The organism is Streptomyces sp. SolWspMP-5a-2 (assembly GCF_900091845.1).
Lineage (GTDB): Bacteria > Actinomycetota > Actinomycetes > Streptomycetales > Streptomycetaceae > Streptomyces > Streptomyces doudnae.
This window is the reverse complement of the sequence record NZ_FMCI01000327.1, coordinates 1-25,462: the sequence shown is the minus strand read 5'-3', so window position 1 is coordinate 25,462 and position 25,462 is coordinate 1. Positions and strand designations below refer to the sequence as shown.

At 68.4% G+C, this 25,462-nt stretch carries 22 protein-coding genes, 2 pseudogenes and 1 CRISPR repeat array; of the genes and pseudogenes, 18 read left to right on the top strand and 6 right to left on the bottom strand.

The annotated features are described in order from the left end of the window. Positions 1-17 precede the first annotated feature (17 nt). Together GA0115242_RS32500 and GA0115242_RS32495 are read left to right on the top strand one after the other, a co-directional pair. Positions 18-1,268, top strand: a complete 1,251-nt coding sequence (locus GA0115242_RS32500) for an MFS transporter (protein ID WP_093834913.1) — start codon at positions 18-20, stop codon at positions 1,266-1,268. Between the two features lie 393 nt (positions 1,269-1,661). Then, positions 1,662-3,041, top strand: a complete 1,380-nt coding sequence (locus GA0115242_RS32495; RefSeq protein ID WP_202556153.1) for a ricin-type beta-trefoil lectin domain protein — start codon at positions 1,662-1,664, stop codon at positions 3,039-3,041. Positions 3,042-3,077: 36 nt separating this feature from the next. Here GA0115242_RS32495 and GA0115242_RS32490 read toward each other — a convergent pair whose 3' ends face one another. Next, positions 3,078-3,923 (bottom strand): DedA family protein, encoded by an 846-nt coding sequence (locus tag GA0115242_RS32490; RefSeq protein WP_202556151.1) that lies wholly within the window; start codon positions 3,921-3,923, stop codon positions 3,078-3,080. Positions 3,924-4,318: 395 nt separating this feature from the next. Between GA0115242_RS32490 and GA0115242_RS32485 the strand changes: the two genes are divergently transcribed. Continuing rightward, positions 4,319-4,897: a TetR/AcrR family transcriptional regulator gene (locus GA0115242_RS32485; protein ID WP_093834911.1), complete on the top strand. Its 579-nt coding sequence runs from the start codon at positions 4,319-4,321 to the stop codon at positions 4,895-4,897. 1,026 nt (positions 4,898-5,923) lie between these two features. Here GA0115242_RS32485 and GA0115242_RS41020 read toward each other — a convergent pair. From GA0115242_RS41020 to GA0115242_RS32465, 4 genes are all read right to left on the bottom strand, one after another. Beyond that, complete coding sequence (locus GA0115242_RS41020; RefSeq protein WP_161353395.1) at positions 5,924-6,076, bottom strand: hypothetical protein; 153 nt, start codon at positions 6,074-6,076, stop codon at positions 5,924-5,926. 386 nt (positions 6,077-6,462) lie between these two features. Continuing rightward, a complete protein-coding gene (locus GA0115242_RS32475) occupies positions 6,463-7,371 on the bottom strand; it encodes a transporter substrate-binding domain-containing protein (protein ID WP_237549434.1) in 909 nt (302 codons plus the stop codon). A gap of 25 nt (positions 7,372-7,396) precedes the next feature. After that, entirely contained in the window at positions 7,397-7,993 is a 597-nt protein-coding gene (locus tag GA0115242_RS32470) for a hypothetical protein (RefSeq protein WP_256089808.1), read from the bottom strand. 155 nt (positions 7,994-8,148) lie between these two features. After that, positions 8,149-8,625, bottom strand: a complete 477-nt coding sequence (locus GA0115242_RS32465; protein ID WP_093834904.1) for a hypothetical protein — start codon at positions 8,623-8,625, stop codon at positions 8,149-8,151. A gap of 288 nt (positions 8,626-8,913) precedes the next feature. On the opposite strand from GA0115242_RS32465, the pseudogene GA0115242_RS42030 reads away from it, so the two are divergent. From GA0115242_RS42030 to cas2e, 9 genes and pseudogenes are all read left to right on the top strand, one after another. Beyond that, a pseudogene (locus GA0115242_RS42030) lies at positions 8,914-9,042 on the top strand (IS5/IS1182 family transposase); the annotation flags it as partial. Continuing rightward, on the top strand, positions 9,019-9,231 hold the full coding sequence (locus GA0115242_RS32460; RefSeq protein ID WP_237549435.1) for an STAS domain-containing protein: 213 nt from the start codon (positions 9,019-9,021) through the stop codon (positions 9,229-9,231). The pseudogene GA0115242_RS42030 and the gene GA0115242_RS32460, both read left to right, overlap by 24 nt. A gap of 897 nt (positions 9,232-10,128) precedes the next feature. Continuing rightward, positions 10,129-14,685: a type I-E CRISPR-associated protein Cse1/CasA gene (gene casA, locus GA0115242_RS32455; protein ID WP_256089807.1), complete on the top strand. Its 4,557-nt coding sequence runs from the start codon at positions 10,129-10,131 to the stop codon at positions 14,683-14,685. 59 nt (positions 14,686-14,744) lie between these two features. Beyond that, positions 14,745-15,623: a type I-E CRISPR-associated protein Cse2/CasB gene (gene casB / locus GA0115242_RS32450; RefSeq protein ID WP_093834898.1), complete on the top strand. Its 879-nt coding sequence runs from the start codon at positions 14,745-14,747 to the stop codon at positions 15,621-15,623. A gap of 63 nt (positions 15,624-15,686) precedes the next feature. After that, positions 15,687-16,880, top strand: a complete 1,194-nt coding sequence (gene cas7e / locus GA0115242_RS32445; RefSeq protein WP_093834896.1) for a type I-E CRISPR-associated protein Cas7/Cse4/CasC — start codon at positions 15,687-15,689, stop codon at positions 16,878-16,880. Continuing rightward, a complete protein-coding gene (cas5e, locus tag GA0115242_RS32440; RefSeq protein ID WP_093834894.1) occupies positions 16,877-17,614 on the top strand; it encodes a type I-E CRISPR-associated protein Cas5/CasD in 738 nt (245 codons plus the stop codon). The genes cas7e and cas5e overlap by 4 nt, the downstream gene beginning before the upstream one ends. Beyond that, positions 17,614-18,372, top strand: a complete 759-nt coding sequence (gene cas6e / locus GA0115242_RS32435; RefSeq protein WP_093834892.1) for a type I-E CRISPR-associated protein Cas6/Cse3/CasE — start codon at positions 17,614-17,616, stop codon at positions 18,370-18,372. The genes cas5e and cas6e overlap by 1 nt, the downstream gene beginning before the upstream one ends. Before the next feature lie 4 nt (positions 18,373-18,376). Further along, complete coding sequence (gene cas1e, locus GA0115242_RS32430; protein WP_093834890.1) at positions 18,377-19,321, top strand: type I-E CRISPR-associated endonuclease Cas1e; 945 nt, start codon at positions 18,377-18,379, stop codon at positions 19,319-19,321. Further along, positions 19,318-19,676 (top strand): annotated as a pseudogene (cas2e, locus tag GA0115242_RS32425) (type I-E CRISPR-associated endoribonuclease Cas2e). Before cas1e ends, cas2e begins: the two are co-directional and overlap by 4 nt. 104 nt (positions 19,677-19,780) lie before the next feature. Beyond that, positions 19,781-20,050: a CRISPR direct-repeat array (repeat unit 28 nt; unit sequence GTGGTCCCCGCGCCCGCGGGGGTGGTCC). 190 nt (positions 20,051-20,240) lie between these two features. Here cas2e and GA0115242_RS32420 read toward each other — a convergent pair. Beyond that, positions 20,241-20,681, bottom strand: coding sequence for a MarR family winged helix-turn-helix transcriptional regulator (locus tag GA0115242_RS32420; RefSeq protein ID WP_218088652.1), 441 nt, complete (start codon positions 20,679-20,681; stop codon positions 20,241-20,243). An 80-nt stretch (positions 20,682-20,761) separates the two neighbouring features. On the opposite strand from GA0115242_RS32420, the gene GA0115242_RS32415 reads away from it, so the two are divergent. The 6 genes from GA0115242_RS32415 to GA0115242_RS32395 all read left to right on the top strand — a co-directional run bounded on the left by GA0115242_RS32415 (position 20,762) and on the right by GA0115242_RS32395 (position 25,324). After that, the gene (locus tag GA0115242_RS32415; protein ID WP_093834888.1) at positions 20,762-21,541 is read left to right on the top strand and encodes an oxidoreductase; all 780 of its coding nucleotides are present in this window, start codon (positions 20,762-20,764) and stop codon (positions 21,539-21,541) included. Between the two features lie 61 nt (positions 21,542-21,602). Further along, positions 21,603-22,043: an SRPBCC family protein gene (locus GA0115242_RS32410; RefSeq protein WP_093834886.1), complete on the top strand. Its 441-nt coding sequence runs from the start codon at positions 21,603-21,605 to the stop codon at positions 22,041-22,043. A 91-nt stretch (positions 22,044-22,134) separates the two neighbouring features. Continuing rightward, entirely contained in the window at positions 22,135-23,025 is an 891-nt protein-coding gene (locus GA0115242_RS32405; protein WP_093834884.1) for an MBL fold metallo-hydrolase, read from the top strand. Positions 23,026-23,164: 139 nt separating this feature from the next. Continuing rightward, positions 23,165-23,779, top strand: a complete 615-nt coding sequence (locus GA0115242_RS41290; RefSeq protein ID WP_202556149.1) for a hypothetical protein — start codon at positions 23,165-23,167, stop codon at positions 23,777-23,779. Positions 23,780-24,086: 307 nt separating this feature from the next. Further along, positions 24,087-24,536 (top strand): DUF2399 domain-containing protein, encoded by a 450-nt coding sequence (locus GA0115242_RS41285; protein ID WP_202556147.1) that lies wholly within the window; start codon positions 24,087-24,089, stop codon positions 24,534-24,536. A 314-nt stretch (positions 24,537-24,850) separates the two neighbouring features. Then, positions 24,851-25,324 (top strand): TetR family transcriptional regulator, encoded by a 474-nt coding sequence (locus GA0115242_RS32395; protein ID WP_161353391.1) that lies wholly within the window; start codon positions 24,851-24,853, stop codon positions 25,322-25,324. The last annotated feature ends 138 nt before the right edge of the window (positions 25,325-25,462 follow it).

The following is a 25,462-nucleotide window of genomic DNA, read 5'->3' as shown; positions in this document are numbered from 1 at the left end:
CGTTACCATCTCTGCGTATGACCGGTAAACAGAGCGACCCGAAGCCCAGCTTCCGCGCGGTCCTCGCCCTCCCGGGCCACAAGACCTGGTACGCGGCATCCGCCCTCATCAGGCTCCCCGTGGTCATGGCCCCTCTCGCGCTGGTCTTCCTGGGACACGCGACCCATTCCTTCGCGGCCGGGGGCCTGCTGGCGGCCACCCACGCCATCGGCGAGGCGGCCGGGGCGCCCCTGATGGGCCGCCGCTTCGACACCCGCCCCTTCCTCGGGCAGCTCCGGCTCTCCCTGGCCGCGGAGGGCGCCGCCTTCGCCGTCATCGCCCTGATCGCCGGACACGCCCCCGTGGTCCTCCTCGCGGCCCTCACCTTCCTCGCGGGCGCCGCCGCCTCGGGTGCGCCCGGCGGGATGCGCGCCCAGCTCTCCGCCACGTCCCCCGAGCACCTGCGGCCCGCCGCACTCGGCCTGGAGAGCGCCCTCAGCCAGACCACCTGGGCGGTGGCCCCGCCCCTGGTCGCCCTGGTCTACACCCGGACCGGAGCCGCCGGAGCGCTCCTCGTCATGGCCGTCTCCTCGGCGGCGCCGCTCCTCTTCGCCCGCCGCATCCCGCACACCGAGCGCTCGGCGGCCGCCGTCACGGACGGGGCGGCCACCGGCACGCGCACCCGCGAGATCCTGCGCACCGTCTGGCCGACGGCGCTGCTGTCCGTCGCGATCATGTTCCTCATCGGGACCGCCGACGTGCTGCTGCCCCCGCGGCTGGAGGAGAACGGCGCGTCACCGGCGCTGGCCGGGCCGGTGATGACCGCCTTCGCGGTGGCGAGCATCGTCTCAGGACTCGTCTACGGGGCGCGGCGCTGGCCCGGCTCCCCCTTCGGCCAGACGGCCTGCCTGCTCCCCCTCTTCGCGGGCGCGTTCGCGCTCCCCGCGTGGACCGGCGCGCCCTGGCACCTGACCGCGGCCTTCGCGCTGGGCGGGCTCCTCTTCAGCCCCCTCATGGTGATCCGCAACATCGCCCTGCAGCACCGCCTCCCCCAACAGGCGTGGGCCACCGGGTTCTCCGTGCTGTACGCGGCGGCCGGGGTCGGGTACGGGGCCGCGGGCCTCCTGTCGGCGGCGCTCCTGGGCACCTCGACCCCGGGCAATGCCTTCCTCGTCTGCGCCCTCGTCACCGCGGTCATCGGCGGCGTGTCGCTCGCGGGCGAGCGCGTCACCCGCACCAGCGCCTCCCCCGCCGCGGTGTCCGACCCACCCGTGCGCTCGGAGCGCTAGACGATCCGACCGGGCGAACGCGCACGGGAGTTGAGCGATGCGGGGCGCCACGACCTCCCGGGCGGACGAGCACGGGACATGACCGGGTGCGGGACGCGCCGATCTCCCGGGCGAACGAGCACGGGAGTTGAGCGATGCGGGGTGCGCGGCGCGGGCGTGCGGGCGGTTGCTGCGGCCTCCCGCTCCCGTTCCGCCCCAGGTCGAGGCCGACGGCGGCGCGACGGCGCGCGCTCGGGGACCGCCCGGGGAGCGGTCTTCGCGCGCTCGGGCTCCCTTGACACCGTCCGGCGCGCGCAGCTCAATGAGCCTCGCGAGGCGGCGCTCCGCCTTCCGTCCACCCCCACGTCCGTCACCTGGGCGCCACCGGGATGTCCCCAACCGCCGGAGTGCCTCATGAAGTTCGCGCTCGCCCCGCGCCGCAGGACAGCCCTCGCGCTCGTCGCCACCGGGTGTCTGCTGTGGCCCGCGGTGTCACCGCTGAGCCAGCCCGCCTCCGCGAGCACGGGAGCCTACGACCTGCTGTACGACCCCGGCCCCGCGCACGACTGCTGGGGCCGCATCGTCGACGACGACCCGGGCAGGAGCGACCCCGCGCACGTCGACACGTCCGGCTGCGGCCCCTTCGCGGCGGACAAGGAGTTCCAGCGCAGCGTGGACCGGCCGGAGAGCTCACCGACATGGGACATGGGCACCCTGGGCTGGGACACCGCCGACTGGGGCCGGACGCCGGGGTTCTCGTTCTCGGCACGGACCGGGTCGCGGACGGTGACCATGACGAACGGCGCGGCCGGTGGCGACTGCGGCCCGCTGCGCGAGACCAACGTGAGCTACACGTACCAGAACTCGCAGCTCCGGTGGGGCCCCGACCGCAGGAAGCTGACGCTGGGCGACGGGACCGTGAACGTCTCCTACCGCGCGTCGGTCCGGCAGTCGGGGTCGTTCACCTGCCCGGAGAAGCGGGCGATCCTCACGACCGACTTCATCTTCGACGACCTCGCCCACCGTGAGACGGCCCTGCTCTCGGTCGTGCACTACGACGCCCGGAACGCCTTCACGGGGCCGGTCGCCGGGGACGTGGTGTGGAGCACGCTGAACCCCGACGGCAGGTCGTGCCAGGCGGGGTACGGATGCCGCGTCATGGTGAAGAGTCCGGCGGGCATGCTGGGCGAGGGGCAGGACGGGCCGGTCGGCGACGACGTCAGCGCCCTGTTCGACCGGTACGCGCGCTACCTCAATCCCGGGGGTCTGCCGAAGTCGAACTTCGCCTTCCGCGGCCTCCAGATCGTCAGCAGCAACCGCGGGGCGTCCACGACCTCGTCCGTGAGCGACGTGCGCGCCACGCTCACCCCGAACGGTCCGGTCGTCACGACGCTGCGCAACCGCGACAAGCAGGGGAACCTCTGCCTGGACGTCGACGGGAACAAGCAGACGTCGCCCGCCGACGCGCAGATCTACACCTGCAACACCTCGTCCGCGCAACGGTGGACGGTAGGACTCGACGGCACGCTGCGGGCCAACGGCCTCTGCCTGGACGCCGAGGGCGCAGGCACCGCGAACGGCACCGAAGTGAACCTGTGGAGCTGCAACGGCGGCCGGAACCAGCAGTGGGTCCTCGGCCGCTACGGGCAGCTCTACAACCCCGCTTCCGCCCGCTGCCTGGAGGTCACGGGCGGAAGCACCGAGAGCGGCTACTCGGATCTGCGGCTCTACGACTGCTGGGGCGGAACGAACCAGAAGTGGTGGACGCCGTACGGGGACTTCCACGATCAGTGAGGGGGCTGCCGCCGTCGCCGGAGCCGATCGAGGGCGTCAGGCCTGCTGGTGGTCACCGGACCGGTCCTGCGCGGCGGTTCGCTGCTTCTTCTGCCGGGCGACCTGTGCGCGGCTGGCCTGGATGCCGATGAGGACCGAGAAGGCGACGACGATCCACAGCGCGTAGTTGTCGATCAGCAGGACCACGTCGACGGCGTTCTGGCCGAGCCCGTAGCCCAGGCCGGCGACCAGTCCGGTCATGAGGGCGGCACCGAGCGCGTCCGCCAGCAGGAACGCGGGGAGCGACATCCCCGACAGTCCGGCGAGCAAGAAGACGAAGATCGCGGGCACACCCGGCAGGGAAGCGGCGACCACGAGGCTGAACTTGCCCACCACGGGCCAGGAACGCAGTCGCGGGACGAGTCGCTTGGCGCGGTCGGTCGGGACGAAGAACGCCATGCCCTTCTCACCCCACCGGCGCCCCGCCCACCAGTACAGCCAGTCGAACTTGATCTTCCCGATGACGCCCGCCACGATGACCCACCACAGCTCCCCCTGCCCGAGCTTCGCGAAAGCGGCACCCGCCCCGATCGCCGAGGAACTGCCCGTGGCCGCGGCCGTCGCGATCGGGTGCGATTCCAGCAGGAAGGGACGCAGCGGCAGGGAGACCAGCGACAGCAGGACCGCGGCGATCAGCACACCGATCAGCACCTTGTCCGCCCGCGCCATCGGGCTCCCCCACGGCCGCAGGTCGCGCCATTGCTGCTGAGCGGCCTCGATCTCCTCAGGACTGTAGGTTCGGCCCCACCACGTCCGCCGCCCCTTCTCGTTCGTGGCGGATTCCTCCGCCCCTTCGGACGCGACGGACGGAGCGGCCTCGTCGTAACCGGACATCCTGGTCATGGTCTTCCTCACGTTGGCAACAGAAGTTCGGACAACCGCCCCGCACCGGCGGTGAGTTCGTGCCGCGCGCCCCTGCGCGGAGGTGGGCGCCGATCACGCGTCCGCGGCGTGCCGGACGGGACCTCGCGCCGGGCGAACTCTTCGCCCGGCGGAGCGAGAACGGCGGTGAACGGCGCCGACAGGTTCCACCCGGTCGATCCAGCAGGGGCAGGTCGCCGCGAACGCCGGCACCTCGGTCCGCACGGAGCGGACGAGACGCGGGGTCCTGGACAGCGCCCGTGACGTCATCCCTCGCACCCTCCCCTCGATTAGTACGATCCCAGAATATGTACTAGCACGATGTCGGTCAACTGTACCGGCATAAACTCTGGGGTTCGTACCAGTACACTGGAGCCATGTCGACCCGGGATGAGCTGGTCAGAGCCGCACTACGAGTGGCGAGCACGGACGGATTCGGTGCTCTGAGCGTGCGAGGTGTCGCCCGCGAGGCCGGCGTGGGCGCGACCACGTTGCGCCACTACTTCCCCTCGCAAGCCGACCTGCACCTCGCGGTGACGACCGAGCTGATCACCTCGCTCCTGACCGACCTGGCCATCGAGGACGACACCGAGGACCCGGCCGTGCGCCTCTACGACTGCCTCGCGCAGTTCCTGCCGGATCCCGCCACCGACGCCCTGTCCCGCGGCAACTGGTTCGACCTGTACTTCACGGCCCTGGCCCCGAACGCGTCGGCCGCCCTCCGCAACGTGCTGCGAGCCGCCCATGAGGCGTCGACCACCGCAGTGCGCCGGTGGCTGCGGACGCTGGCCGCGCAGGGACACATGGCCGAGGAGGACATCGAGGACCAGGCGGCCCACGTGCTGGTGATCATCAACGGCATGCACCTCTGCGCCGTGATCGACCCGGAGCGCTACAACCTCCCGCGCGAGAAGCGCCTGTTGCGGTGGTACGCACGTCAGCTTCTGTCCGGGTGATCCCCGCCGGCTCAGCCGGTCAGCGGGAGCACCTCCGCAGGCGGGGGGGCGACGACGCCGGGCCCCGCCCGGTCCCGGAAACGATCGAGGGCCGGTATCGGAAAGATCTCCGATACCGGCCCTCATCTGCGACTGTCTCCAGTCGGGACGACAGGATTTGAACCTGCGACCCCTTGACCCCCAGGAGTAGGGGTCAAGGGTATTTTCTGGATATAGCAGACTTAATCGGGGCAAATAATGTGCATAGCAAGCTCCAGCGTGCACCATCGCGTACACAGTGTGGTCCCCAAGCGGTGCCCATAGAACCCCGCAACCGGACCCGGACCTCGCCGCGGCCTCGCCAGGCTGGCACCACCGCTCCACCGAGGGCTCGCTCACTCGCAGCAGCCGCGACTTCCTGCCCCATCCACCGGGCCCTCTCGGCCCTGACGCGGTAACGCATCACGTCTGCCCGCCCCGATCTGCTGCGCCCGGTGGGCGGCTGCTCCACCGGGCGCAGCAGATCGGGGCCGGCGCGCACGACGTGGTTGCCGATCTTCATACGATCCACGGCCGCGATCCAGGCCGCACACGGCGACGCACCCTGACGCCCGTCGACGGCGCTGTCTTCGCCCTGCCCTCGACCAGCTGGCCGGCGTTGTACTCGGTCCGCAGCAGCGTCCACTCGGCCCCGGCTCTCTACCCGGGCTCTGCGCTGTCGTAGCGGCCCTCGGCGTCGGCGTAGATGTTCGCGGCGAGGGCACAAAGGTCCGCATGTCCGTTGCACTTTGAACAAGAACCCGCAATCCTCGGCCGAAGGCAAGCTGATTATCTACTATTCGTAAACGTTTTTAAGACATTCAGTGACTAGTCTCAGACGGCAAAGAAGATCGCGCTGCCGTGGTAGAGATTTCTGGGTAATCCTGGGTAAAAGTGCACAGGGAGAAGGTGCACCCGTAATGTAACCGAAAAATTCGGCACTCACTCGTTGAGGAGAAAAGGAATGACTCGTACGACAAAATCAAGTGACCCCACCAGATCCGCCTGCTACCTGGGCTCTGGGCTGTCGTAGCGGCCTTCGGCGTCGGCGCGGATGTTCGGGGCGAGGGCACGGAGATCCTTCTGCAGGGCCTGCCGCTTGACCGTTTCCATGGCCTGGATCATCCCGTCGGTGATGTCACCGGGTCGCAGTGCGCTCATTGCCCGGCCTTGGACAACCGACCCTGCCGGTGGCCAGCGCTCCATCATGCTGGGCTGAGGGGCAGCCGGTCCCCGCGGCCGGCCGGAGTTCGGCGATAAACTGCTCAGCCAACTCAGCTCCGAGACGACGGCCGCCCGCGATGTACGAGCGGGCGCGCTCGCGGGTCGCGGCGGGCCACGCCACCAGCGCCATCAGGTGATCGAGGACGACACTGGCGGCGGTGAACGGATCGGCGACCAGGGGGACTGACACGTCGTTGCGCCGGGTGAGCTGGAGCGGCTCTTCTCCGCAGTGGGTACTGATGCTCTCCTCCGGCGAGGATGAGCTGGAGTTCGGCGAACAGTTCCGTCTCCTGCTGGGAGAAGCTTGTCCGCTTCCGGTCCGCTCAGTCCGCGGCCTGTGCGTTCCCCGGCCGGTCCCGGCAGGAGTACCGGTCAATGTCGTCCTCGGTGGGCCGGGCCTCGTCGCGGATGGCTTTGGGCACCTTCGGCAGGTCGTTCTGGAAGTCCCGGTCCCAGTCGTTGCTGCGCGCGTACTCCATGAGGGCATCCTGGAGCTTCCGGCAGTCCTCGCGATGACCCTTGACCATGGCGATCCCGTAGTCATTGAACGCGCCGAATGTCAGGGAATGCACCACGGCGAAGCCGGACTCGTCCTCCATGAATCCGTAAAGGATCAGCTGGTCGGTGGAAACTGCGTCGATCGTTTTGTCCCGCAGCCTGCGCACACAGGTCCGTGCATCTGTCTCCACCGCAAGGCCGATCTTGCTGTATGCTTCTCTTTTCAGTTCCGCCGCAGAAGTGGTGCCCTTCCACACGCAGACGAGTTTCCCGTTGAAGTCACTCATCCGCTGATATTGTTCGGCATCCTCGGTCCGCACGAGGATGCCCTGCTGGGTTGACGCGTACGGCCCTACGAAGTCAAGGCCGTCGCCGCGCTCCGACTTCGGTGCCATCCGCTCCGCCGTGATCGAGTACGTAGCCGCGACCAGTTGGATATCGCCCCTGTGCAGGTCACTAGCGCGATTCTCGGACAGGACACCTTCAAAGTCTGGAGTCTCGATCCCTACTTTGCGCAGCACCTCCCGTGCCACGGTGATGTCGAACCCGGTGAACTCACCATCGTGCGGCGAGTAGCTCGTTCCCGGCTGGTCGCTCTTGGAGCCGACTTCGATCCGCCCTTCGGCGAACAGTGATGGGTGCTCGGAGGAGCAGCCTGCCAGGGCAACTCCCGCGAAGGCCACCATGGCAGCACCTACGCGGATCGTTCGGAAGCTGCGTCCGGCTATATTCATGGGCACTCCTCACAGTCTTCTCGGTTCAGTCGTTGTGAAGCGTTCCGTGAGCTTGCGTGAGAAGCATGGAGCAGCCGGTGTCAGGCGTCACCCAGACAGTGAATTGAACCGCCCCTCGGCGACCACCGAGGTCGAAGTCGACGGTCGACTCGGCACCTACCTCCCACATATTGGGGGTGATGCCAGGTGTGTCGGCGGTGATGCGCGCCGTTGTCCGGCCAACGCAGGTGGGGGTGTCTGATTTTTCGTCGCTAATGGTCAACTTCAGCCGCAGCTTGTCCCGTACGTCACCGGGGGCCGGCCGCGCCATTTTCACCTTGATCCTGCCGCCTGAGTCCTCGACGGGCTGCGCGTCCTGGATCTCCATCTCCACGTCGACCTCACCGGTACGGTCCACTTCCACCCAGGCGAGCGCGCCGCCGCCGCAGCAGAGGGCGGCGACCACAACGAGGGCGATGCGGATGGTTCGGTCGGTCAGGTACAGAGCGGTACCAGCGATTGGTGGGGCCAGGGCCACAAGGACGTAGAACCATATGTACTGGCCCTGCGGGCCGCTGGGCCACCGGACGACGGCGAAGATGGTGAAGCTGACGGTTGCGATGATGACGAAGGCGGCGGACACGAGGAGCCACACATCCTGCGTTAGCGCGCGTCCGCGCACCCAGCTAAACGTGGCGTGATCGCCGACCGACCCGATCGCGGGCGAACCGGTACCGGCGGTCTCAACCTTTCCGATCTCACGGCTCCCTTCTGTACCGTGGCAGGGGCCTGCGGAGTTCATATTCCCGTCCCGTCCCGGCCACTGCCGCCGAAGTGGAAGGTTGCACTGGGGCCCACTGAGCCGATGGCAGCGGAGTTCGGACCGTTCGCAGTGACGTTGTATGTGGCGGTGTGCACCTTTTCGCCGATGAGTTCGGCAAGTCTGGCCTCGCCCAGACGAGGCTTTCCCGGCTGTCGGTCGCGGACTTCACCGACCCACGCCGCCAGAGCCTCTGCCAGCCGCAGCCGGTCCTCGGAGGAGAGCGCGCCGAGTAGTGCGTCGGCACGCTCCTCACTGCCCCCCTGAGGCAACTCGACCTGGGAGTCATCGGCTTCGTGAAGCCGGAATAGCCTGCGGAAGTAACCCTGACCAGCCTCAATCGACCCGTCTGCGACGCGTTGCGCAGCGCCTTCCATCAAAGCGGTACCCAATGTTCCAGCCGCCATTGAGAAGTACGTCGCGAGTTCGGCAGAGATTTCAGGAAGACTGATCATGGGCGCCTCCGCATGTGTTCTCAGCGCACTGCCGCAATATGATCAACTCGCCTAATCCCAGGTCTATTGTTATCTGTGGCTAATGTTCCAGGGGCGCATGTTGCCTTGTACAGGGATCAGTAAAAATTGGCGAGAACTGCCTGTGTCCCCGAGAGGGCCTACCTCGGGATCACAGAGCCGTTTCCAAGCTGGTGTTGCTGACCGTGAGTTGGACAGTCCTGCACACGAGTGGCGCTTCTGGTGGACGGGTTCTCGACCAAGATCACCCGTGGCCGCCAGGAGCTTCGCGTGCTTGCCTACCCGTCCTCGATTGATCTGTCCAGCCGCGCCCTGCGGTTCCTGACGAGGCAACTGGCCATGAGACGGCGGGAGATCGGGATGCGGTGGCGACGCCTGCCCGCCGCGCGTCAGGCCCTGCGCGGCGACTTCGACGCAGACTCCGTCGAGCCGGTCAGGGAGCAGATAGCCGAGGCCCTCGCCGTGACCGCCCGGCCGGTCGTGTTCGATCTGTCCCGGCTCGCCTTCTGCGACTCCCAGCTCCTGAAACGAGAGGTTGACGGCTCGCCTGCACCTCACTGCGACATCGCTGCGGCCTCGACGAGATAACGTCCGGCCGCCACGTCGCGCGCCGGAGGTTTAGGGCCTGCCGGAGAACAACCTGTGGGCGGGCAAAGCGTTGACCTGCGATGTCAAGCCCAGAAACACGCAAGTTACTTTTCGGCGGACCCTTAGGAACACCTCAGCCAGACCGATCTGTCTACAGCCCATGCTGAATGAGAATCACAGGCACATCGACGCTACGTGATGCTCTGGCTCGCACTTCTACCGCGCCCAGCGGTTGGGTAACCTGCGCCACGTCGCCGCCACGCCTTCCCTGACTAGCGGCAGGGGTGGCCCCGAAGAGTTGGGGCTCCGCGACTGCTCCCCGCACCTGCGGGGCTCACCAACTGGTCCGGTACCCCTCAGAAGTTGAACGAAGAGTTTAGGTCTCCGAACGCCCGGATCAAAAGCGGGCAGTACCGGTGAAGTTACGACAATCGCTTGGCGGCGGACTCTCTGCGGGGCAGCCTTGAGGGGCCGGGCTCACGCAGTCCCGCTCCGTCTCAGGGAGTGGGGTGAGCCCGGCCTGCCCTCCGTGACGAAATCAACTGAAGGACGAGGTGAGTCTAGCCAATGACGTGGTTAGCCGGGCCTGATCAGCATGCTCCCGTGTGGAATCTGGTCCTGACAATGATCGCCGCCAGTGGATTCCGCCCCTGGTTGTGGGCCTTTCTGGTGCTGATGGGGCTGCTCGGCACGCTCCGGAACTGACAGATCTCCGGCTGGGACGGCACCCGCGGGTGCCGTCCCAGCCGGACCCCAAGTTCACAGGAGCGATTCGCGTCATGTCCGAGTTGCGTGTGACCGGTTTCAGCGGGGGTGAACGGGTTCGTGTTTGAAGGTGTTTCAGGTGCTGGCGGTAGGGGGGCACCCGGTTTGAGGCTGTCGGCGGAGGCTCGTTCGGTGTGGGCGAAGCACGACAGGACGTCAGACGGATGGCTGCCGTTGTGGCGCCATATGGCAGATTCAGGCGCTGTAGCGGGCAAGCTCTGGGACAGCTGGCTGCCGGAGTCGGTGAAACGGTTGCTGTCTGAGGCTCTCCCCGGTGGTGAGGGCGACGGCCGGCTGTTGGTCGGCTTCCTGTCCGCGGTGCACGACATCGGCAAGTGCTCTCCCGCGTTCGCGTGTCAGGTGGAGCAGTTGGCCGACAGGATGCGGGATCGCGGGCTCACGATGCCGACAGTCAAGGAGTACGGGCAGGACCGGCGTCTGGCTCCGCACGGTCTCGCCGGGCAGTTGCTGCTCCAGGAGTGGCTGAGAGAACGCTTCGGGCTGGGGGCGCGTCTCGCGGGGCAGTTCGCGGTGGTGGCAGGGGGGCATCATGGCGTGCCGCCGAGCCACCAGCAGATGCACGATCTCCAACTGCGTCCTCACCTCCTCCGTCACACAGGGCCCAGTGAGCTGGTGTGGAGGCGTACCCAGTTCGAGCTGATGGACTGGAGTGCCGAACTGGCCGGTGTGGAGCAGAGGTTGCAGGAGTGGAGCGAGGTGCGGCTTCCACAGACCGTGCAGGTTCTGGCAACCGCTGTCGTCATCCTCGCTGACTGGATCGCGAGTGCGCCGGAGCTCTTCCCCTACGCGCCGGAGTCGTGGCAGCCGCCGGGCCCGGCGGGTGAGCGGCGTCGTCTGGAGGCGGCGTGGAAGGGGCTGGATCTTCCGGCCGCTTGGCGGCCTGTCGTGCCGTCGGGCCCGCCGCAGGGCCTGTTCAGCGAGCGGTTTCCCCACCTGGCGGGCCGAAGTCTCCGTCCGGTGCAGGAGGAAGCCGTGCGGATGGCTCAGACGATGGAACCGGCGGGGTTGCTCATCATCGAGGCGCCGATGGGTGAGGGTAAGACGGAGGCGGCTTTGGCTGCGGCTGAGGTTCTCGCGGCTCGTTCGGGGGCCGGCGGTGTACTGGTGGCGCTTCCCACCCGTGCCACGGGGGACGCCATGTTCGCGCGGCTGTTGGCGTGGCTGAACGTGTTGCCGGACGATGGTTCGGGAAGGCGGTCCTTGGTGCTCGCGCACGCCAAGGCCGCGCTCAACGCCTCCTGGTCCGGGCTGCTGAAAGCGGGGACCCGTACGCTCGCCGGCGTCGATATGGACGACGAGAACGCTTCGGAAATCGGAGTGGAGAAGCCCGGGACGGTGCGTCATCGCGCTACCGGCCTGCTAGCGCATCAGTGGCTGCGGGGGCGGAAGAAGCAGTTGCTGGCGTCCTTCGGCGTGGGGACGGTGGACCAGGTTCTGTTCGCCGCGCTCAAAAGCCGGCACCTGGCACTGCGTCATCTGGCGGTGGCGGGCAAGGTAGTGGTCATTGATGAGGTGCACGCCTACGACGCCTACATGAACCGCTATCTGGACCGGACATTGCACTGGCTTGCCGCCTACAAGGTGCCGGTGGTGTTGTTGTCTGCCACGTTACCGGCCGAGCGCAGAAATGCCTTGGCGGCGGCCTACGCGGGAGGCTCCACACCTGAGGGGGTGGAGTCCCAGGCCGGTGTATACCCTCTGCTGACTGCGGTGGCCCCCGGCCTGGAGCCGCTCTGCGCCCGTCCCGAGGCGGCGGCGGACCGCGGGACCGCTGTCGTGGTGGAGCGCGTGGACGACGATCTCGGCGTGCTGGCGGATCGTCTGGAAGCGGAGCTGGCCGACGGCGGGTGCGCCCTTGTCGTACGCAACACGGTCGCACGGGTGCTGGAGGCTGCGGAAGTGCTGCGGGAGCGACTCGGCGACACAACGGTGTCTGTCGCTCATTCCCGCTTCCTCGCCGCCGATCGTGCGTCGAACGACGTCGCTCTCCTGGAGCAGTTCGGTCCGGCCGGTGAACGGCCGGACCGGCATGTGGTGATCGCCAGTCAGGTGGTCGAGAACTCGCTCGACGTGTCGTTTGATCTGTTGGTCTCGGATCTGGCTCCGGTCGATCTCATGCTTCAGCGGATGGGGCGCCTGCACCGTCATCCGGGCGTCTCGCGTCCCGCGCGTCTGTCCACGGCCCGCTGCCTGGTCACCGGCGTCGACTGGAGCGCGTCCCCACCGCTGCCTGTGCCGGGATCACGCGCTGTGTATCCGGGGGAATGGACCCTGCTGCGCTCGCTGGCTGTTCTGGATCGGCATCTGGATGGCCGCCCGGTAGTTCTGCCCGCCGACATCAGCGATCTGGTGCACGGCGCCTACGCCGACCAACCGATCGGCCCGACGTCCTGGAGCGACGCCCTGGACCAGGCGCATGTACAGCATCGTGCCCTTCTCGACGAAAAACTCCGACGGGCGGACGGTTTTCTTCTCGGTCCGGTCCAGCGTCCGGGCCGGCCGGTCTACGGATGGCTGGAGGCGCACGCCGGCGACGCCGACGACAGCCGGGAAGGCCGTGCCCAGGTCCGCGACGGGGAGGAAACCCTCGAAGTCCTGGTCGTCCAGCGGGGAACGGACGGCCGTCTGAGGACCGTTCCGTGGCTGGACGAAGGACGGGGCGGACTGGAGCTCCCTACGGAATTCCCTCCCGGCCGACGTGCGGCGGAGGCGGTCGCCGCGAGTTCGCTGACGCTGCCCGGCCGCTTCAGCAAGCGCTGGATGATCGACCGGGTTATCCGGGAACTCGAACAGTTCATGGTGCCCGCCTGGCAGGTGAAGGAATGCCCCTGGCTGGCAGGGGAATTGCTCCTCGTCCTCGACAGCCGCTGTCAGACCCGGCTGGCGGGCTTCGATCTGCGATATCACCCTGCGGTCGGGTTGGAGTTCACTCACGCCAGCAGTCCCGAAGAAGGGACGAGAAATGACGGGGCAGGAAAGTTGACCCGTGCACAGAAACAGACCAAACCGAAAGCGGCCGGCGAGTTCAATCTGGTGACCGAGCCGTGGGTGCCGGTCCAGCGTGTGGACGGCACCATGGCCGAACTCTCCCTGCTGGAGGTCTTCGCCCAGGCGGATTCGTTACGCCGGACCGTCGGTGACATTCCCACCCAGGACCTGGCCCTTCTGCGGCTGATGCTGGCGATCGTCCATGACGCGCTGGACGGCCCCGCGGACCTTGAGGAATGGGAGGCTGTGTGGAAGAGCCGGGAACCGTTCGCCCCCGTGGCGGACTACCTCGCGGACGTCGCGGACCACTTCGATCTCCTCCATCCCGAACGCCCCTTCTTCCAGACGCCCGATCTGCGGACCAGTAAGGGCGAGATCGCTTCCCTGAGCCGGATCGTGGCCGACGTCCCCTCCGGGTCGCCCCTTTTCGCGATGCGCAGGCCCGGCGTCGGCCGGCTTCCGTTCGCCGAGGCGGCGCGGTGGCTGCTGCACGCCCACGCCTTCGACACCTCCGGCATCAAGTCAGCGATGCAGGGAGACGAAAAGCGCAGCCGGGCCGGAAAGGTCTATCCCCTCGGTGTCGGCTCGCTCGGCAATCTCGGCGGTGTCTTCGCCGAGGGCGCCACCCTCCGGGAAACGCTGCTGCTCAACCTCATCGCCTTCGAGGATGCCTACCAGGGAAGCGGTCATGCCGATCAGACAAGGCGTGACCGGCCGGTCTGGAAACAACGAGAACCGTACGGCCCGGGAGTACGGGGTGACGAGGCGGGTGGCCCTGAACCAATGGGTCTGCGGGACCTGTACACCTGGCAGTCGCGACGAATCCGGCTGTGCGTCGAGGACGACGCGGTCACCGGAGTCGTGCTGGGCTACGGCGATCAACTGTCCATGGCAGCACCGTGGCGGCTGGAACCGATGACCGGTTGGCGGCGCAGCCCGACCCAGGAGAAGAAGCAGGGCCGCAGCCGCGTGTACGGACCCGTACGGCATGACCCCGCACGCACCGCGTGGCGGGGGCTCGCGGCCCTGCTGCCCGCCCGGAGCCAGTCGTCCGAGACGGCCGTTGGCGGTGAACCGGCGCGGGACCTACGTTCCGGGATCACTCGCTGGTACACGCAGATCATCACAGACAGCGAGATCGACCCCGGGGAACTGGTGCGGCTGCGCCTGGTCGGCATCGTGTACGGCACTCAGCAGTCGGTGATCGAGGAGATCGTCGACGACTCCGTCGTCCTGCCGGTGGTCACCCTCCACGCGACCAACCCAGTCTATGGCGCTGCCGCCCTGGACGCTGTCGCGGACGCCGAGAACGCGGTGACGGCTCTTGGCCAGTTGGCGGCGAACTTGGCCCGCGCTTCCGGCTCCGATCATCACGAAGCCGCGGCATCTGCGGCGCGGGACCTGGCGTACGGAACGCTGGACGGCCCCTGCCGGGCCTGGCTGCGCTCTCTCGCCCGGCAGCCGGACCTTCAGGCAGCACGACAGCAGTGGCGCGGCACCGTGCGCCTTCACCTCCTGCGGCTGTGCCGGGAGTTGCTCCGGTCGGCAAGTCCGGCCGCTGTCGACGGCAGGGTCGTCGACCTTCCCGGCCTCGGCCCGTGTCTGGTCGACGCGGGCCGTGCCGAACTGTGGTTCCACACCCGGCTGCGCACTGTGCTCGGACCGTCTCCGCGGCCCTGAACCACCGATCGCCGGACCCGCGCCACACCACGATCTTCTCGTCCGTCTGGAGACTCCGTATGGGCCGCACCACATCCTCACCCCCTGCCAAGAAACCCCGCCCCGCCCTCTCCCTGCCCCGGCGTTCCGTACTGCGCACCATCGGCAAGCTGCAGACCGAGTACCGCAGCGAGCAGTCATGGGCGGTGGGCGCGGTCGCTCAACTGCGCCGCGAGGCCGGGCGCGACGCGCACACCTCCCCCTCGGCCTGGGGACTAATCCATCTGGAGGACCTGACGCACCTGCGGGAGCAGGAGCAAGCCTCGGCTGCTGACGAAACCCCCGGCCGAGCCGAACCGAGGTACTTCACCTCAGCCGGCTACGCCGCCCAGGAACAGCTGGAGCTTCGAGAAGACACCGCTGTCCATCTCGCCGTGACGTTGTGGGCTCTGCACCAACAGTCCATCCGGGACGCCTCGATGCACATGCCGGCGTGGCCTCTTGGCCGTGCGGTACGCCGCCTCGCCCACCAGAAGACCGGAACTCACGACACTCCGGCCACCGCCTCCCCACCCCCCGCCGGCCAGAACAGCGACCGTACCGACGGAACGTCACCGGTCGGGAAAGTCGAGGAAGCCAGCGACAGTGTGCGGCGCAGGTTCGTGCGGATCGGCGTCTCCTCGGACACCGACGTCCTGGGCAGCAGGCTGCGCGAGATGACGCTTCTGCTGCGCGCGGCCCGTATCCCCCTCGACTACGGCCTCCTCGCCGACCAGTTGCTGCGGTGGCAGGACCACAACCAGCAGGATGACGTCCGCCGGTCCTGGGGCCGCGAATACCACCGCCGCTATCCGTCGTCCCCCGAAGGGGCGGACAAGGAAGCTGCCGCTCCCGGAAGTGGAGAGCAAGCCGAGAGCCACTGCGCGGAAGACCTCGAATCGGCGGACGCGGACACCTGAGCCGCCACGCCTCGTCCGTCACCCCGCTCACACCCGCCCCCAAGACCGAGATCGGAAGAGTCCGTGACACGCACCATCATCGACATTCACATTCTGCAGAACCTCCCGCCCAGCAACATCAACCGCGACGACACCGGAACACCCAAATCCGCCTACTACGGCGGCGTCCGGCGAGCCCGAGTCTCCAGTCAGGCATGGAAACGCGCTGTACGACGCCGGTTCGACGAGCTACTGCCGGCCCAGGAACTCGGGGTGCGCACCAAGAAGGTGGTCGAGGCCCTCGCCAAACGCATCACCGAACGCGACGCGTCCCTGAGCGACACGGCGACCGCCCTCGCCGAGGAGACGATGAAGACCGCGACCGGTTCGACACTTGAACCATCGAAGTCCAAGAGCAAGGAAGCCCACGGCACGGACGCCCCCGAAGCCAAGTACCTCATGTTCCTGAGCCGCCGCCAGCTCGACGCACTCGCGGAAGAGGCACTGGCCGGAAGTCCCGACGGCGACGTGCAGGCTCTCAAGGAACACTTCAGGAACAAGGCGAACAAGGCGCGGGTACGCAACGCGATCGACACCCGCCACTCCGTGGACATCGCCCTCTTCGGCAGGATGCTGGCCGACGCGGCCGACCTGAACGTGGAGGCGGCCACGCAGGTGGCCCACGCGCTCAGCGTCCACCGGTCCGATATCGAGTCCGACTACTACACCGCCGTGGACGACCTCAGCGGCGAATCCGAAAAGGGTGCAGGCATGATCGGCACCGTCGACTTCAACTCCGCGACCCTGTACCGCTATGCCGCCATCGACGCCGACGAGCTGCACCGCAATCTCGGCAGCGGACTGCGCGAGGACGAATCCCCCAGCACCCCGGCATCAAAGGCGGTCGCAGCCTTCCTGGAGGCGTTCATCACCTCACTGCCGACGGGAAAGATCAACGCGTTCGGGCACCACACGCTCCCATCAGCTGTGATCGTCAAACTACGCGACCGCCTGCCCGTCAGCTTCGTCGGCGCGTTCGAGGAACCCATCGGCAAGTCCGCCCAGGGCGGCTTCCTGCGGGAGAGCTGCAAGCGACTCGCCGACTACGTGCCCGAACTCGAAAGCCAGTACGGGCTCAGCAAGGAGCCGCCGGCCTGGGTGTTCCGTGTCGGCCAGGAGACAGCGGCGCTCGCGGGTCTCGGAACCGCCGTCAACTTGGAGGCCATGCTCAGCCAGGTCCGGACAGCTGTCGCGCACCGACTGGAGACAGGAGCATGACGGTTCTCCTCCTACGCCTGGCAGGCCCCCTCCAGTCGTGGGGCTCCGCCGGCCGCTTCGTCCGCCGCACCACCGAGAACGCTCCCACCAAGAGCGGCGTCCTGGGCCTGCTCGCAGCAGCCGAGGGACGTCCCCGGCACTCCGACCTCTCCGACCTGGCGGCGCTCCGCTTCGGCGTCCGCATCGACCAACCGGGCGCGCGCATCCGGGATTTCCAGACCGCCCGGCACGCCGACACCGGAACGGCCAAGCCGCTCTCGGAGCGGTACTACCTCTGCGACGCCGTCTTCCTCGCCGGCGTCGAAGGTGAAGTCACTCTCCTCCGCCGCCTCCACCAGGCAGTCGGCGCACCCCGCTTCCTCCCCTACCTGGGGCGCCGTTCCTGTCCCCCGGCGCGGCCGCTCCTCCTGCCGCAGTCCCTCACCGACCAGCCCCTCGACACGGCACTCCGCACCGCGCCGTGGCTGGCATCCGCCCGATTCCGGGTACGCGGAGCACCCAGCGATCCGCCCGAAGGACTGGACATCCTCATCGACTGCCCGCCCGCGGATCTCCCCGACCACACGCAGCGCGACCATCCCATCAGCTTCAGCCCGCACCACCGCCAGTACGCACTGCGCGGAGTCCAGGCCCTGAGCACCCCCCAGCCTGCCCACGACCCCACCGCCCGACTGCGCCCCGTACCGATACCAGAAGGCAGCACCACGAGCCCCGACCTTGCCCAGGATCGCTGATGTACCTGACCCGGTTCCGCATCAACACCGCCCGGCCCGAAGCGCGAAGGCTCCTCGGTTCACCGCACCGCATGCACGGCGCCGTCAACATGGCGTTCCCCGAGCCTCCGGCTCGCGATGGCAACGGCCCGCGCGTCCTGTGGCGGGTGGACCCCGCACCCGCCGACCGCATCGACCTGTTCATCACCAGCCCCCACCGTCCCGACCTGACCCATCTCGTCGAACAGGCTGGCTGGCCGCACCTCCCCGAGCCCGGCTGGAGAACCTTCGCCTACGAGGAGTTCCTGAACGCGCTCGCCGAGGACGACGTCTGGGCCTTCCGCCTCACCGCCAACCCCGTCCACCACATCCGCAAGGACACCGCGACGCCCGACTCACCCACCAAGCGCACCGCCCACGTCACCGCCCGCCATCAGATCGGCTGGCTCCTCCAACACCAACAACGGGCCGGGTTCGCGATCATCCCCAGAATCCCGTCAGCGGAGGAAGCCCCCGCCCAACCAGCGGACTACCAGGTGGTCGTGCACAACCGTGCGGCGGTACGGTTCGGCAGGCCAGCCCCCTCGAACACGGCACCGCTCCAGTCGCAGAAGCGGCCCAAGGCGGCCCGTGGCCCCGACGTCCACTTCGCCCAGGCAACCTTCGACGGGTGCCTGCGGATCACCGACCTGCCCTCCTTCCGCCGCACCCTGACCCAGGGCCTCGGCAAGGCGAAGGCATACGGCTGTGGCCTGATGACCCTCTCCCCGGTGCGGTGACCTCTTGAGCACCGTCAGCAAACGCAGCCTCTCCTCGCCCCGCGAACTCACCCGGATCAGCGACCGTGTCTCCTTCCTCTACCTGGAACGCTGCACCGTCCACCGCGAGGACAACGCCATCACCGCCACGGACACCGACGGCGTCACCCACATCCCCTCCGCCACCATCGGCACACTCCTGCTGGGGCCCGGCACCCGCGTGACCCACCAGGCGATGGCCCTGCTGGGCGAGAGCGGAGCCGCCGTGGTCTGGGCCGGTGAACACGGCGTCCGCTTCTACGCCGGCGGACGCTCACTGACCCGGTCTTCCTCCCTCCTGGAAGCGCAGGCGAGTGCCTGGGCAAACCGCAGGACCCGGCTGGAAGTGGCACGGGACATGTACCGGCTCCGCTTCCCCGACGACGACCCCAGCGGCCGCACCCGCAACGAACTCCTCAGCATGGAAGGCCGCCGCGTCAAGGACTGCTACCACGCGGAATCAACCCGCACCGGCGTTCCCTGGCGCCGCCGCGAGTACCGAACGGACGACTTCACCGCCGCCGACGGCCCCAACCAGGCCGTCACCGCAGCAGCCCAGTGTCTGTACGGCGTCGCCCACGCGGTCGTCACCGCCCTCGGCTGCTCCCCCGGACTCGGCTTCGTGCACTCCGGACACGAAAGGTCGTTCGTCCTGGACATCGCCGACCTGTACAAGACGGAGATCGCCATTCCAGCAGCCTTCGACGCTGTCGCCGACGGCACCGACGACATCCCCACCCGCACCAGACGGGCACTGCGTGACCGCATCAACCGGTCACGCATGCTTGACCGCTGTGCGAAGGACATCAAGAACCTCCTCCACCACGACGACCAGGACGTGCCGTCCGAAACGGACCGAGTGACGCTCCAGTCGGACGGCGGCCTCGACGTGGCCGGCGGACGCAACTACGGGGACGAGCCCATCTGGTGACCGTCATCGTGCTCACCAACTGCCCCGCCGGACTACGCGGCTTCCTCACCCGCTGGCTCCTGGAGATCTCCCCCGGAGTATTCCTGGGCTCTCCGTCCGCCCGGGTACGCGACCTCCTCTGGAACGAGGTCCGCACCTACTCCGGCCAGGGCCGCGCCCTGCTCGCTCACCAGACGAACAACGAACAGGGCTTCGCCTTCCAAACCCACGAACACGCCTGGAAACCGACCGACCATGAAGGACTAACCCTCCTCCACCGGCCCGCGCCACGCTCCCCTTCGAAAACCCCACGGCCTCACCCCCTCTCTCAGGCTGGAGCAAAGCGGCGAAACGACGCCGGTTCGGCAAAGGCTGACAGCAACAGAAACCAACCAAAGGTTCCAAATGCACCATTCTCCCGCTTCCCTGGAAGTAGGTAAATTCACCGAGGGCACCCGCTAGAAGCCCTGGTCAAGTCCTGTGGTCCCCGCGCCCGCGGGGGTGGTCCAGGCGCCGGACGGCCCGGCCTGGACCGTCGCGTGGTCCCCGCGCCCGCGGGGGTGGTCCCGAGGGCGAGCCGTTCCGTGAGGCCTTCGACGGGTGGTCCCCGCGCCCGCGGGGGTGGTCCCGGGTCCAAGAAGGGCCCTGACGGCGGCTCAGGGTGGTCCCCGCGCCCGCGGGGGTGGTCCCGAGCACCAGGCGGTGCACGCGATCTGCCGCATGTGGTCCCCGCGCCCGCGGGGGTGGTCCTGGCCTGTCCGGTCCTCGCCCCGCACCCAAGATCCAGGGCGAGGACCGGACAGGCCACCAGGCCGGACGCACCACCCACACCACCCGATGCGCCCCGCCGACGCGAGCACGACGTCTGCGGGGCGGGCGCAGTGCTGTCCACCCGACGGCTGGAGGCGATCACTCGTGCTCAACCCGCCGCCCGACGCCGTCAGGCATGGAGGACCTCATCGCGGAGAAGGGCGCGCTTGAGCAGGCCCTCCAGTGCGTGCTGTTCGTCCTGCGTCATGCCGGCGAACAGGGGTTCCTTGGCCAGGGCCTTCAGTAGCTGCTCCCGCAGCTCGATGCCCTCCGGGGTCAGGACAAGCTGTTTGGCCCGGCGGTCGGTGGGATGGGGGCGGCGCTCTATCAGCCGCAGGCTCTCCAGCTTGTCGATCACGACGGTGGCATTGGACGGTTCGCAGCTCATCCGCCCGGCCAGCTCGCGCATGGTCATGGGACCGGTCATCTCGCGCAGGGCCGAAGCCTGCGCGACGGTCAGGCCCAGCGGCGTCACCCAGTCACGCATGCGAGCGGCACTCTGCATGTCCAGGTCGTGCACCAGCTTGCCGAGCTCCCACTGCGCCTCTGCCTGCGCGTTCGTCATCGTCATGCCTCCCAGGCTAGCGGACTGCTTCAAGCCATGATAGGTATGGCTTTAAGCATTCAAGTCATAAGCATTGGACGAGCCTCATGAACCTCAACCTCACGGGCAAGACCGCCGTCGTCACCGGCGCCAGCCGCGGCATCGGACTGGCCACCGTCCGGATCCTGATCGACGAAGGCGTCCGCGTCGTGTGCGCCGCACGCACCGTCACGCCCGAGCTGAAGGAAACCGGCGCCCACGCCGTGTCCGCGGACCTGAGCACCGCGGAAGGCGTCGCCGCCCTCATCGACGCGGCCCTGGTCGAACTGGGCGGCATCGACCTGCTGGTGAACAACGTGGGCGGCGGGGACGAGGCCGTCATGGGCTTCCTCGACGCCGCCGACACCCAGTGGACCCGCATGTTCGACATCAACGTGCTCGCCACCGTCCGCGCCACGCGCGCGGCTCTGCCCAGCCTGATCGAGCGCCGCGGGGCGATCGTCAGCATCTCCTCTGCTGTCGCCCGGATGCCTGCGGGCGTCCCAGCCAGCTACAGCGCGCTCAAGGCTGCGGTCACCGCGCTCGGCAAGGCCCTGGCCGAGGAGTTCGGCCCCCAGGGCGTGCGCGTGAATACCGTCTCTCCCGGCCTGGTCCGCACCACCGTCTACGAGGACCCCAACGGCCCGGTCGCCCAGCTGGCCGCGGCAGCGGGTGTCAGCCTCGCCGACTTCGTCCAGCAGATCGCGAAGTCCCAGAACATCACCACCGGGCGCATGAGCGAAGCCGAGGAAGTCGCTGCTCTGGTCGCGTTCCTGCTGTCCGACGTGGCCGGCAACATCACAGGCGCCGACTACGTCGTCGACGGCGGCACCATCAAGACGGTCTGAACCAGCCGCAACAGTGCGCAGAAATCCCGCACTCCACCCCACCAATACGGAGGTCAGACCCATGACTCACGTCGTCGCCGCGTCCGCCGAACGCACTATCGACGCCCCCGCGGACCAGGTCTACCGGTACCTGGCCGACACGCAGCTTCACTCCCGGTTCTTGCCGCCGCCCTTCTACGACTTCCACGTCGAAGAGACCGGCGCCTTCCGGTACAAGATCGACTTTGCCGGAGGCGTTCGGGAGCTGCGGATGCAGGTTACCGAGCCGGAGCCGGGCCGAACCCTGGTCCACGCCGACAAAGGCGGTTCCGGCCTCGTCACCACGTTCACCGTGACCCCACGAGGCGGGCAGGCGCTGGTGGACATCGCGTCCCGCTTCGACGGCGAGAGCGGTGTCGCCGGGTTCGTCGAGCGGATCGTCGCGCCGCGCAGGCTGCACCGCGTCTACGGCAAGGAACTCGCCCGCCTCGACGCCTACGCCCGCGAGCAGCGCGTCGGATAGCGAACGGCGGCGGGAACGGCGCCTCACGCTCTCACGACTTGCAGATCGGTCTGCACCAGCTTTCAGTGATCAAAGAAGGAGGAGTTCCACCATGAAGATGCTCACCTTCAAGGCCACGACCCACCAGACTCAGCCTGCCCGTATCGGCAAGCCGATCAGCGCGGCGGCCATGGAGTCCGTGATCAACGAGCCCGGGCCCGCCGAGGTCAAGACGATCGGCGCCGACTGGGAGGCCCCGATCACGGGGCTGCTCAACATCAAGCACCCGAAGGCCGTGGCGGCGGGGATCACCGACCACAAGGAATCGATCAAGATCTACGCCCACGTCGTGCGGCACCCCACGCAGGGGTTCTTCCTGGTGGACACGGGCGTTTCACGGCGGCTGGTGGAGGACCCCGTCGGCGTGGGTGTCGGCATAATGCTGAGGAAGTACGGGGGCATCGAGAAGATGCGCCCGCAGCAGAGCACCGCGGAGATCATCGAAGCGGAGGGAGTCCCCCTGGAAGGGGTCTTCATGACCCATCTCCACCTCGATCACGTCTCCGGACTCCCGGACGTTCCCAAGGACGTCCCCATCTACACCGGCGCCAACGAGGCGGAGGCATCGCTCTTCCTTAACCTGTTCGCCCAGGGAACCAACAACCACCTCCTGGCCGGACGCCCGCCGCTCCAGGAACTCCAGTTCACCAAGGACCCGGGCGGACGGCTCGAAGGTGTCAACGACGTGTTCGGCGACGGCTCGTTCTTCGCGATCCTCACCCCTGGGCACACCACGGGACACGTGTCCTACCTCGCCCGCACCGCGGCGGGTCCGGTGCTCATGACCGGGGATGTCAGCCACACGCGCTGGGGCTGGGACAACGACGTCGAGCCCGGAACCTACGTGCAGGAACGCGAACCCAGCATCAAGAGCCTGCTCGCCCTGAAGGCACTCAGCGAGCGCCACCCGAACATGACCGTGAAGCTGGGTCACCAGGAGTAGGCAGCCCAGGCGGCCGACAGCAGCCGATGCCGACCGCGTTCCCAGCGCGGGAGACGATCAGCAGTCCGAGAAGGGCATGAGGTCGGCGACAGCGGGGGTGTGACCTCGCCGACCGCAGCACCACCTCGGAAGCGACCGCGTGGACGCGGGACTGATCGCCCCGGTCGTGATCGCGGCCGCGCTGTACTCCGGCGAAGGTTTCCACGGACCCCGACTGCTGTCCGTCGATGAGATCGACGCAGCATTCGACGAACTCAACCTGCGGCAAGTCCTCGCGCTCCTGCGCTCCTGGGACTTCGACGTGCTCGCTACCGCCCCCTTCATGACCCCCATGATCAAACAGGAAGCCGGGCCAGTCATGGTCCACCAAGTAGTCACCGCCGGACGGCACCAGGTCACCGCGCCCTGGCTGTGGCGAGGCCCCCGACCTGGCCCCCTGCGGACGGCTATCCACGACCGACTGTGCTCCGGCCAGGCCCCCGAGACGATCGCCGCAGTACGGGTGCCCACGTTGCCCCCGGCGGGATTCGCCACCCTGCGCTCCTGGCTGGACACCGCCGCCTGCCGCCGCAGTGTCCGCTCAGTCGTCGCTGTCAGTGCGACCGGCGTCCGCGTGCCGCTCCGCGAACTACTGACGGTCCTCGGCCTGACTACCGAGGACCTGTCACCGCTTGTGGAACGCGCTGTCAGCCGCCCAGTGGAGGACAGCACAGCAGACCGGCGCACAGCCGCAACGCTGCGCCAGGGGTTGTGAGACTACACAAGCCGAGCCCTGCCGCACCTACCTGCCCTGGTGGCGCGGATGCGAGCGGCCGGCGTCACGGACGACGACGCTGACTCGATACGTCGCTCGTCGACGCCCTGGCTGCCGCCACCTCGCAGCTGCCGCGCAGCCCCGCGGTCTCTCTGGCGAAGCTCTCGCACGACTGCGCGGGCGACCCGCACTACTTCGGCCTGAACATCCCGTCGGCACCCGGCTGGCCGACACAATCGCCGAACTGGCAGGGCGCTCCGAACCGAGCCGCCCGGACCTGCTCCGGGCGCTGCTCGCCGACTACGGAATGATCGCCGACCGGCTGTCGGCCTCCGTGCTGCTGTACCAGGTGCAGGCGGTGGGCGACGGGCCGGTGCACGAGCGGCTACGAGAGGCAGCCACACCAGTGGCGCTGACCCTGCTCGACCTGACCCGTACCCCGCCCACCCTCGCGCCCCAGGTGCTCACCGTGGTCGAGAACCCCTCGGTCCTCGAAGCAGCCATGGCCTGCGACAGCCCGGGGCCGCTGACGTGCACCAGCGGGCAGCTCGGCAACGTCGGCCACACCCTCCTGCAGCTCGCGGGCGACCAGGGAACCCACCTGAGATACAGCGGAGACCTGGACGGGTGTGGTCTGTGGATTGCCGAGTACGTGGCCCGTGCGTACGGAGCCGAGCTGGTCGCGATGGGCGTATCGACGGTTCAAAACGCGGGCCCCGAGCCCTCATCAGTTCTTCTCGGGCGGCTCCTGGAATAGGAGAGGAGACCGTGTGGGACGCCCTGAGGGCAGGCGGGAGAGCGGTCTTCCAGGAGCACGATGCGGTACTGAGCCAGGTGCTGGGTCAGTACCGCGCCCGCCGGAGGCAGGCAGATGAGTGTCAGGTCCGCCCCCACCGAGGTGACGCGTACCTCGGTCATCGATGAGCACGACTGGATCACTGCGGATCGCGTCCGACCGGATCGGGGAGGCCCGCCCCAAGCGAGCTGGCCCTCCGAGCTCCGCCCGCTGCTAGCGCCGCATCAGGCAACGTTCGCTCTGTTCACTACCTCGCGGAGGCGTTCGTCGGCGGCGTGCGTGTTTCACCAGCTGATGTAGCGACGAAGCGGACCTTCCACCGTCACTTCCCGGACAAGCGGGAGATCCTCTTCGCGGGCTCCGAGCGGCTGCCGCCCGCCGTGGCCGAGGCGGTGCTCGCCGCGGATCCCGGACTGCCACCGCTGCGCGCGGCGCTGTCGGCCCTCCGCGAGGTCGGCACGGAGATCAGCGCGACGGTCACCGACGCCGGGCGACGCAGAGCGATCGTCCGGTCCAGTCCGGAGCTGCTGGAGCGCGAGCGCAGCAAGTCGGCCGATGTCACCGCCGCGCTGCGACACGCCCTGGAACAGCGCGGAGCCACGCCTGCCGAGGCGCACCTCGCGGCCCGCGTGGCCGCGATCGTCTCCGAGGAGGCGTTCGGCCGCTGGGCCACTGCCGAGGGGCCCTTCGAAGAGTGCTTCGACGGCGCCGAGGAGGCGCTCCGCGCCGTGCTGGCCGAGGCCACCTGAGCCCGCAGCAGACCAGGCCGACCGAGGCGGCCCGCACGGCGGGGGCCGGGGCCGGGAGCGGAGTCCTCGACAGGGCGCCGAGCCGGTCGGCGGCACTCGGGGCCGGGGTGCCGTCCGGTGCGCGGTGAAGGGGACACC

Coding starts and splice junctions, on each gene's coding strand:
- GA0115242_RS32485 (WP_093834911.1), top strand. CDS start 4,319: ATGTCGACCCGGGATGAGCTGGTCAGAGCCGCACTACGAGTGGCGAGC.
- cas6e (WP_093834892.1), top strand. CDS start 17,614: ATGTACCTGACCCGGTTCCGCATCAACACCGCCCGGCCCGAAGCGCGA.
- GA0115242_RS32410 (WP_093834886.1), top strand. CDS start 21,603: ATGACTCACGTCGTCGCCGCGTCCGCCGAACGCACTATCGACGCCCCC.
- GA0115242_RS32420 (WP_218088652.1), bottom strand. CDS start 20,681: ATGACGATGACGAACGCGCAGGCAGAGGCGCAGTGGGAGCTCGGCAAG.
- cas5e (WP_093834894.1), top strand. CDS start 16,877: ATGACGGTTCTCCTCCTACGCCTGGCAGGCCCCCTCCAGTCGTGGGGC.
- GA0115242_RS32495 (WP_202556153.1), top strand. CDS start 1,662: ATGAAGTTCGCGCTCGCCCCGCGCCGCAGGACAGCCCTCGCGCTCGTC.
- GA0115242_RS41020 (WP_161353395.1), bottom strand. CDS start 6,076: ATGAGCGCACTGCGACCCGGTGACATCACCGACGGGATGATCCAGGCC.
- casB (WP_093834898.1), top strand. CDS start 14,745: ATGGGCCGCACCACATCCTCACCCCCTGCCAAGAAACCCCGCCCCGCC.
- GA0115242_RS41285 (WP_202556147.1), top strand. CDS start 24,087: ATGATCGCCGACCGGCTGTCGGCCTCCGTGCTGCTGTACCAGGTGCAG.
- GA0115242_RS32490 (WP_202556151.1), bottom strand. CDS start 3,923: ATGACCAGGATGTCCGGTTACGACGAGGCCGCTCCGTCCGTCGCGTCC.
- GA0115242_RS32405 (WP_093834884.1), top strand. CDS start 22,135: ATGAAGATGCTCACCTTCAAGGCCACGACCCACCAGACTCAGCCTGCC.
- GA0115242_RS32500 (WP_093834913.1), top strand. CDS start 18: ATGACCGGTAAACAGAGCGACCCGAAGCCCAGCTTCCGCGCGGTCCTC.
- GA0115242_RS32475 (WP_237549434.1), bottom strand. CDS start 7,371: ATGAATATAGCCGGACGCAGCTTCCGAACGATCCGCGTAGGTGCTGCC.
- GA0115242_RS32415 (WP_093834888.1), top strand. CDS start 20,762: ATGAACCTCAACCTCACGGGCAAGACCGCCGTCGTCACCGGCGCCAGC.
- GA0115242_RS32465 (WP_093834904.1), bottom strand. CDS start 8,625: ATGATCAGTCTTCCTGAAATCTCTGCCGAACTCGCGACGTACTTCTCA.